This window comes from Bradyrhizobium sp. cir1, assembly GCF_014198245.1.
Lineage (GTDB): Bacteria > Pseudomonadota > Alphaproteobacteria > Rhizobiales > Xanthobacteraceae > Bradyrhizobium.
In genome coordinates, this window is sequence record NZ_JACIHE010000056.1 from 1 (window position 1) to 7,889 (window position 7,889).

Annotated in this window: 6 protein-coding genes; 3 read left to right on the forward strand and 3 right to left on the reverse strand. The window is 65.9% G+C overall.

Translation table 11 applies throughout. The features are described 5' to 3' along the window. Window positions 1–93 precede the first annotated feature (93 nt). Window positions 94–1,047 (reverse strand): LysR family transcriptional regulator, encoded by a 954-nt coding sequence (locus tag GGD63_RS39740; RefSeq protein ID WP_183250633.1) that lies wholly within the window; start codon window positions 1,045–1,047, stop codon window positions 94–96. A 98-nt stretch (window positions 1,048–1,145) separates the two neighbouring features. On the opposite strand from GGD63_RS39740, the gene GGD63_RS39745 reads away from it, so the two are divergent. Together GGD63_RS39745 and GGD63_RS39750 are read left to right on the forward strand one after the other, a co-directional pair. Then, window positions 1,146–2,327, forward strand: coding sequence for an MFS transporter (locus tag GGD63_RS39745; protein WP_183250634.1), 1,182 nt, complete (start codon window positions 1,146–1,148; stop codon window positions 2,325–2,327). Between the two features lie 10 nt (window positions 2,328–2,337). Continuing rightward, window positions 2,338–3,372 (forward strand): aldo/keto reductase, encoded by a 1,035-nt coding sequence (locus tag GGD63_RS39750; protein WP_183250635.1) that lies wholly within the window; start codon window positions 2,338–2,340, stop codon window positions 3,370–3,372. A 7-nt stretch (window positions 3,373–3,379) separates the two neighbouring features. Here the strand turns inward: GGD63_RS39750 and GGD63_RS39755 are convergent, their stop codons facing one another. Continuing rightward, a complete protein-coding gene (locus tag GGD63_RS39755) occupies window positions 3,380–4,993 on the reverse strand; it encodes an amidohydrolase family protein (RefSeq protein WP_183250636.1) in 1,614 nt (537 codons plus the stop codon). Then, entirely contained in the window at window positions 4,990–5,808 is an 819-nt protein-coding gene (locus GGD63_RS39760; RefSeq protein ID WP_183250637.1) for a uracil-DNA glycosylase, read from the reverse strand. Before GGD63_RS39760 ends, GGD63_RS39755 begins: the two co-directional genes overlap by 4 nt. 252 nt (window positions 5,809–6,060) lie before the next feature. Between GGD63_RS39760 and GGD63_RS39765 the strand changes: the two genes are divergently transcribed. Further along, window positions 6,061–7,635 carry an amidase family protein gene (locus tag GGD63_RS39765; protein WP_183250638.1) on the forward strand — a complete coding sequence of 525 codons (1,575 nt, stop codon included), beginning with the start codon at window positions 6,061–6,063 and terminating at the stop codon, window positions 7,633–7,635. Window positions 7,636–7,889 lie beyond the last annotated feature (254 nt).

Sequence of the window (7,889 nt, forward strand, 5' to 3'; positions counted from 1 at the left end):
CTTTCCACGGCATCCACACCTCCCGCAGAACAAAAGCGGAAAGTGTAACCCATGTGTTCGGTACGTTCTGTCACCTATGTCTCGGGCCGCTCATCATCCCACCAATTTCCACCTCCCATCCGCCGCCCGCTTCAGCGCGGGATCGCTCACGCGTACATGCTCCGCCAGGAAATCGATGAACGCGCGCACGCGCGCGGGCAGGGGCGCGGTGTGGCCGACATAGACGGCGTGGATGTCTTCGCGGTCTCCGGGATTGTAGCCCTGCAGCACCGGGACGAGACGGCCCGCCTCGATGTCGGGGCCGATGTGGAAGAGGGCGAGGCGGGCTAGTCCCACGCCGCCGAGGCAGAGGCGGCGGGCGGCTTCGCCGTCGCTGGCGCGTGCGGCCGGTGGCGGCACGGCTTCCTCGGTGTGGTCGCCGCGCTTGAAAGGCCAGCCGCGGATGCTGCGCGGGAAGGTCCAGCCGATGCCGCGGTGATCGGCGAGATCCGCAGGACTCTTCGGCGTGCCGAAGCGGGCGAGATAGTTCGGCGCGCCGACCACGACCATGCGGCTGGTGCCGAGCTTTCGCGCGACCAGGCGCGAGGCGCGCAAGGGGCCGACGCGGATGGCGACGTCGGCGCGCTCCTGCATCAGGTCGATCAGCGTGTCGGTCAGCACGAGGTCGAGCGTGACGTCGGGATGTTCCGCCAGGAAGCGCGGGATCAGCGGCATCACATGCAGCATGCCGAAGGGGATATTGCTGTTGACCGTGAGGCGGCCGCGCGGCGCGGCCCCCGAGGCTGCCTCGCGCTCGGCTTCCTCCATCTCGCTGAGGATGCGCACGGCGCGGTCGTAAAATGCCTGGCCTTCCTCGGTCAGCGTGAGCTTGCGCGTGGTGCGGTTGATCAGGCGTGAGCCGAGCCGCGCCTCGAGCCGCGAGATCAGCTTGCTCACGCCCGACGGCGTCAGGCGCAGCTTTCGCGCGGCCTGGGTGAAGCCGCCGAGGTCGACGACGCGGACGAAGACCTCCATCTCGGCCGAGCGGTTGGTGTCGAAACGGGCCATGTTGAATTCACGTCACAAATGATTGGATTGCGGACATTCTAATGGTTTTGCCGCAGTGCAGCTATCTGCGTGGCTCGTCTCATCCATTGGAGCAACGCATGCCTCCCGCCGTCCTCGCGCTCACCGCCGGTGCCTTCGGCATCGGCACCACTGAATTCATCATCATGGGCCTGCTGCTGCAGGTCGCCGCCGACATGCACGTCTCGGTGCCGGTCGCCGGCCTGCTCATTTCCGGCTATGCGCTCGGCGTGTTCGTCGGTGCGCCGGTGCTGACGCTGGCGACGCGCAAAATGCCGCGCAAGACGGTGCTGTTGGCGCTGATGGCGATCTTCACGCTCGGCAATGCGGCCTGCGCGCTGGCGCCGAACTACGAATTGCTGATGGCGGCACGCGTGCTGACCTCGCTCGCCCATGGCACGTTCTTCGGCGTTGGCTCGGTGGTGGCCACCAGCCTCGTCGCCGAGGACAAGCGCGCCTCGGCGATTGCGACCATGTTCATCGGCCTGACGGTCGCAACGCTGCTGGGTGTGCCCTTCGGCGCCTGGTTCGGCCTGATGCTCGGCTGGCGCGCGGCGTTCTGGGCGGTGACTGTCATCGGCGTGGCCGCCTTTGCCGTGGTGGCTGCGTTCGTGCCCGGTCATGTCGGCAATGGCGACAAGCCGATCTCGCTCGCTGAAGAGGTCGCGGTGCTCGGCCGTCCGCAGGTGCTGCTCGGCCTTGCCATGACCGTGTTCGGCTTTGCCGGCCTGTTCGTCGTCTTCACCTACATCCAGCCGATCCTGACGCGCTTCACCGGCTTTTCGGAGGCCGCGGTGTCGCCGATCCTGTTGGTGTTCGGCGCAGGTCTCGCGATCGGCAATGTCGCCGGTGGCAAGCTCGCCGATCGTGGCCTTGCGCGCGCCCTGATCGGCACGCTCGCTGCGCTCGCCGTCGTGCTGCTCGGCCTTGCCGCGGTGCTGTCGGTCAAGATCGTCAGCGTCGTGCTGATCCTGCTGCTCGGCGTCGCCGCCTTCGCAACCGTCGCGCCGCTCCAGCTCCGCGTATTGGAGGCTGCAGGCCCGAGCGGCCGCACGCTCGCCTCCAGCCTCAACATCGCCGCGTTCAATCTCGGCAATGCGCTCGGCGCCTGGGCCGGCGGTGTCGCCATCGATCGCGGGCTCGGCCTCTCGGCGCTGCCGCTGGTCGCAGCCGGCATCACCGCGATCGGCCTCGTGCTGGCGCTGTGGAGCCTCCAGCTCGACCGCACGGCGACTGCGGTCGCGGCGTGCCCGGCCGAATAGGAGGGCGATCATGCAATACCGCAATCTCGGCGCTTCCGGGCTCAAGGTCCCCGTCCTCAGCTTCGGCACCGGCACGTTCGGCGGCCAGGGCCCGCTGTTCTCCGCCTGGGGACGCAGCGGCATCGAGGAGGCCCGCAGGCTGGTCGACATTTGCCTCGATGCCGGCGTCAATCTGTTCGACAGCGCGGACGTCTATTCGAACGGCGCCTCCGAGGAGATCCTCGGTGCTGCGATCACGGGCCGCCGCGACAAGGTGTTGATCTCGACCAAGATGAGCCTGCCGATGGGCGACGGCCCGTTTGAGGCCGGCTCGTCGCGCCAGCGGCTGCTTGCCTCGGTCGATGCGGCGCTGCGCCGGCTTGGCACGGACCATATCGACCTGCTTCAGCTCCACGCCTTCGACGCGTTCACGCCGATCGAGGAGGTGTTGTCCACGCTCGATACGCTCGTGTGCGCCGGCAAGCTGCGCTACGTCGGCGTCTCGAATTTCGCGGGCTGGCAGTTGATGAAATCGCTCGCGATCGCGGACCGGCATGGCTGGCCGCGCTATGTCGCGCACCAGGTCTATTACTCGCTGCTCGGGCGCGACTATGAATGGGAACTGATGCCGCTCGCCCGCGATCAGGGCGTCGGCGCACTGGTCTGGAGCCCGCTTGGCTGGGGCCGGCTCACCGGAAAGATTCGGCGCGGCCAGCCGCTGCCGGAAGCGAGCCGCCTGCACGCCACCGCACAGTTCGGGCCGCTCGTGGACGATGCGCGCCTTTACGCGATCGTCGATGTGCTTGATGCGATTGCTGTGGAGACTGGCCATACCGTGCCGCAGGTCGCGATCGCCTGGTTGCTGTCGCGCCCCACGGTCTCCTCCGTGATCATCGGCGCCCGCGACGAAGCGCAGTTGCGTGACAATCTCGGCGCCGTCGGCTGGTCGCTGAGTGCGGAGCAGATCAAGCGCCTCGACGAGGCGAGCGCGGTGATGCCCGCCTATCCCTACTACCCCTATCGCATCCAGGAGGGCTTTGCGCGGCTCAATCCGCCACTGGTGTAAGGGAGCGCTAATAGAAGGCGGCGATCGCCGCGCCTATTCCTTGCGGAAGGTTTGACTCGCTCTCCAGCGTGTCGATGAAGACGGGATCATCGGCCACCGTGAGGCCATCCAGCTTGATTGGATGCAGCGGCTCGGGGGCCGCCGCAGCCGTGGCGAGCAAATCAGGGCCGGTCCGGACACCGGCATATTCCAGCCGCGGGCGCAGTTGCACATTGTTGCCGAACTGCTCATCAAGGGCGAGGCGCCACCCGGTGCGTGACACCGTTCCGCGGGCGATCGCATCGCTCATGGCAAGGCTATGCGGTTGCAGCGTGCCGAGATTGCCGAGCGCGGCACGCAAGCGGGTCGTCGCCTCCGCCAGTGTGACCTTCTCGATCCCCGGATCCTGGTCGGGCGAGGTGAAGTCGATCACCCGCGCGCTGCTGCCGATCTTGAGGACTTCGCCGCTTCCGCCCGCCTTTTGCATCGCCGTCTTCGTTCCGTAACGCGGCCGTCCGCCAATGGTGACCAGAACGACGTCCTGCTCACGCGACTTGATCAGGTGGCCGTAAGGGTCGCCGGTGACGCCTTTCACGACCAGGAGATCGGCGAACTTGCCCTTGGCGATGGTCCCCAGCTTTGCGTCCCACTTCAGGATCGCGGCCGGATTGCGCGTCGCCATCGAAACGATGTCATAGTCGCTGAAGCCGAGATTGAAATGCGCGGACACGACCTTCGCCGCCTTCAGCTCGCCGAGCAGGTTCTTGCTGCCGGACGGCGACCAGTCCGAGCCGAGCGCGATGGTGAGGCCGGCCGTGCGCGCGGCGGCGACGTCGGTCGTCTTGCCGTAGAGCAGCAGATTGCTCAGGGGCGACCAGACGACCTTGGCATGATTTTCGGCCATCGTTCCGAAGTCGGTTGCGTTCAGCGCCGTGCAATGAATGCCGGCCAGCGACGGCTCGATGGCCCAGTCCCCTGAAGGATTGCGCAAGGCGAGGAAGTGGCTGTGCGCCTTGGTGTCGATACCCTCGCTCAGGTGCAGCAGGAAGCACGACGACGATTTCAACTCGTTGTCGAACTTCGCCCAATCCTCGGCATCGATGTCGGGAATCTTCGAGTGGGCCCGCGGCAGCTCCGGCGGGCTGCCGATCTCGGCGGCACGCAGCGCCCCCTTGTAATATTTGTGAATCGTCCCGCTCCAGTTCGACAGCGTGATCCCCTGGCTCGTCGTCGTTCCCGCGACCATGCATTTGGCTTCGACATAACGGACGAGGGCCGGCAGCAGCGAGCCGTCATCGGCGAGCGCGATCGCGCTCATCGGGCCGGTCACGGACGTCTTGTAGGATTTGGCGTTCTGCCACTGGTCGCGATTGTCGTAGAGCTGCGGCACCTGCCAGAGCGGCAGGATGTTGTAGCTCAAATGATTGTGCAGCTCGATCAGTCCGGGATAGATGGTGCCCCCGGTCGCCACCGGAGCTGTGGTTTCGAAGCCCGTCGGGGCCGGCTGTCCCTTGGGGACGACAGCGGCGATGCGACTATCCTCGATGAAGATCGTCCCGCTCTTGATGACGTCGCCCTCAGTCGCCATCGTCACGATCCGCCCGCTCAGTGCCCAGCGCTTCGGGCCTGTCGCCGGGCTCATGGAATCACCCCGTCAGGGATGGTGATCGTGATGGTGCGCCGCTTGGTGGCGGCGTCGGCGCCCTGGCGCACGGCCCATGGCGCGTCTCCGCGCATCCAGGCCGGCAAGCCTGCCGGCAAATCCTTGGCGATGATGTCGACGAGCTCGACCGGCTTGAAGGCATCGCCATAGGGCACGAGCGATGTCTGGACGTCGGGATGCTTGACCGCGGGCGCGAGTGCCGCGAGCGCGGCATTCCATTTGGTCAGCATGATCTTGGTATTGGCGGCCTGTGTCGCGGTATCATGGGCGGAGCTTTCCGGCCAGGTCGGGTGCGTGATGTGCTGATAGGCGAGGGTGTTGTAAGTCGCGCCATCGGCGGTCTTCAGCCACGCTTTCCAGGCCTCGTCCGCAAGGCTGCCGAGCGAGACAACGGCCTCGATGTTGCCGGGCGCGAGCACGGCCCTGAACCATTTGTTGCGATAATCGACGATGCCGGGCTCGTTCTTGTGCTTGGAGCCGCCGCTCTGTCCGTAGACGCTGTACAGGAAGGTGTTCACCATCACGTAGCTCTGCGTGATGCCGAGCTTGGCGAGGAAGCCTTGGGTCCGGCGACCCGCGGTGCCGACCAGGATCCGGCGCACGATCGTTTCGTGCTGGGCTGGATCCTGACCGACGACAAGCACGCGCGCCGATCCATCGAGCCGGCCGCGATGAAAGATCGGTCCCCATTCAATGCGGAAATCGTGGGGATCGTAGGCCTCGGGGCCGGGGTAATCGGTGCACAGATCGCGAAAGGGTTGTTCGCCGTATCCGCCGTCGAACTCTGTGAGCATGGCAATGCTCCAATCTGTCGAGGTCAAAATAGCTGCGTCACTGAACCTGCTTATGCGGCAATCTTGGCGGTCATGTCCTAAACCACACAACCAGCATATGGGTCGAGCCAGTTCGCATAAAGGTTCACGATCGTCTGCCGCTTCGTCATGGGGCGTGGCAGAGCGTCGCGACAATGCGCCATGCAGAAACGCGCCTGTACACGGTCGCGTGATCTCCATAACCTCCGCGGCGCAATTTTTTGGAGATGCGACGTGGCGAAGAAGGCGGCAACCAAGAAGAAAACTACTTCAAAGAAGGTAACGAAGACCTCGACCAAGACGAGCACCGCCCGAAAGGGCACCGTCGCGAAAACCGCAAAGAAGACAATCAAGAAGGCGGCGCCGCGCAAGCCAGCCACGGCGCGCCGTCCCAAGGGGCCGGTCTGGCAATGGTCTGCGGTCGAGACCGCGGCCGCGATCCGCACCGGCGCAATCTCCGCGGTCGAGACGGTCGAGGCGCATCTGGATCGGATGCGCGCGGTCAATCCTGGGCTGAATGCGGTCGTCGTCGATCTCGGCGCGGAGGCGCTGAAGGCGGCCCATGCGGCGGACAAGCGGCGTGCCAGGGGCGGCGAGCTCGGCCTTCTGCACGGCGTGCCCATCACCATCAAGGAGAACGTCGACTACGAGGGGCGGCCAAACTTCAACGGCGTGCCGTCGAACAAGGATCTCATCGCGCCCTCGGATTCACCTGTTGTCCGCAACCTGAAGAAGGCCGGCGCCATCGTCATCGGTCTCACCAACACGCCGGAATTCTCTTTCCGCGGCTTCACCGACAATCCCTTGCATGGCCTGACGCTCAATCCCTGGGACCCTGATATCACCTGCGGCGGCTCGTCCGGCGGGGCTGGTGCGGCGGTTGCTGCCGGCATCGGCACCATCGCCCATGGCAACGATATCGGCGGCTCGCTGCGCTGGCCCGCGCATTGCAACGGCGTTGCCACCATCAAGCCGACGCAGGGCCGCATCCCCGCCTTCAATGGCAGCGCAACGGCCGAGCGGCCGATGCTGGCGCATCTGATGTCGGCGCAGGGGCCGCTCGCCCGCCACGTCGCCGACGTTCGCCTTGCGCTGGAGGCGATGAGCCAGCGTGACCCGCGCGATCCCTGGTGGGTGCCGGCGCCGCTGGTGGGCGAGAGGCCGAAAGGCCCGATCAAGGTCGCGCTGGCGAAGATCCCCGGCGACATGGACGTCGATCCCTCCGTCGCTGCGGCGCTGCGCCAGGCCGCCGATCACCTCGAGCGTTCCGGCTATCGCGTCAGCGAGGTCGAGGTGCCCGACATCAACGGCGTCTGGCAGACCTGGTGCGACATCATCACCAATGAGACGGTGGTGATGCAGGAGGCCAGCATGCTGAAAGTCACGTCGGAGGATTTCCATAAGGCCTGGGGCGGTATGAAGGCCAAGGCCAACGTGCTCGATCTCAAGGCCTGGATGCAGGCGACGGCCGCGCGCAACGGCCACATCCGTGCCTGGCAGCTGTTCTTCGAGGATTATCCGGTCGTGCTGGCGCCGACCACGGTCAGGCCGACGCCGGGCCCGCGCGACGACACGGTCAGCGCCGAGCGCGTGCAGGAGATCTTCTGGGGCGAGATTCGCTTCATCTCGGCGATCAACGTGCTGGGTCTGCCCGGCGCGGTGGTGCCGGTCGCCGTCCACGCGGGCAAGCCGATCGGTGTGCAGCTCATTGCCGGCCGCTATCGCGAGGACCTCGCGCTCGATGCCGCAGCCGCGATCGAGAAGCGCGCCGGCGTGATCGCCCACAGGCTGTGGGAAACAATGGGGTAGTGGGTACTTCACCCTCTCCCCTTGTCGGCCTTGTGGGAGAGGGTGGCTCGCCGCAGAGCGGCGAGGGTATTTCTCCACGAACTCGTATCCAGCGTGTGGATAGATACCCCTCATCCGGCGCTTCGCGCCACCTTCTCCCGCAGGGGGAGAAGGAAGAAGAGTGTCCAGACCGGATAGAGAGGTAACACAGTAGACCGGATGGATGGGTGACAGTTCTCTGTCGGCTGGGAGGACCAGCCGATGCCTTGGCGAGA

Coding starts and splice junctions, on each gene's coding strand:
- GGD63_RS39740 (WP_183250633.1), bottom strand. CDS start 1,047: ATGGCCCGTTTCGACACCAACCGCTCGGCCGAGATGGAGGTCTTCGTC.
- GGD63_RS39745 (WP_183250634.1), top strand. CDS start 1,146: ATGCCTCCCGCCGTCCTCGCGCTCACCGCCGGTGCCTTCGGCATCGGC.
- GGD63_RS39750 (WP_183250635.1), top strand. CDS start 2,338: ATGCAATACCGCAATCTCGGCGCTTCCGGGCTCAAGGTCCCCGTCCTC.
- GGD63_RS39755 (WP_183250636.1), bottom strand. CDS start 4,993: ATGAGCCCGGCGACAGGCCCGAAGCGCTGGGCACTGAGCGGGCGGATC.
- GGD63_RS39760 (WP_183250637.1), bottom strand. CDS start 5,808: ATGCTCACAGAGTTCGACGGCGGATACGGCGAACAACCCTTTCGCGAT.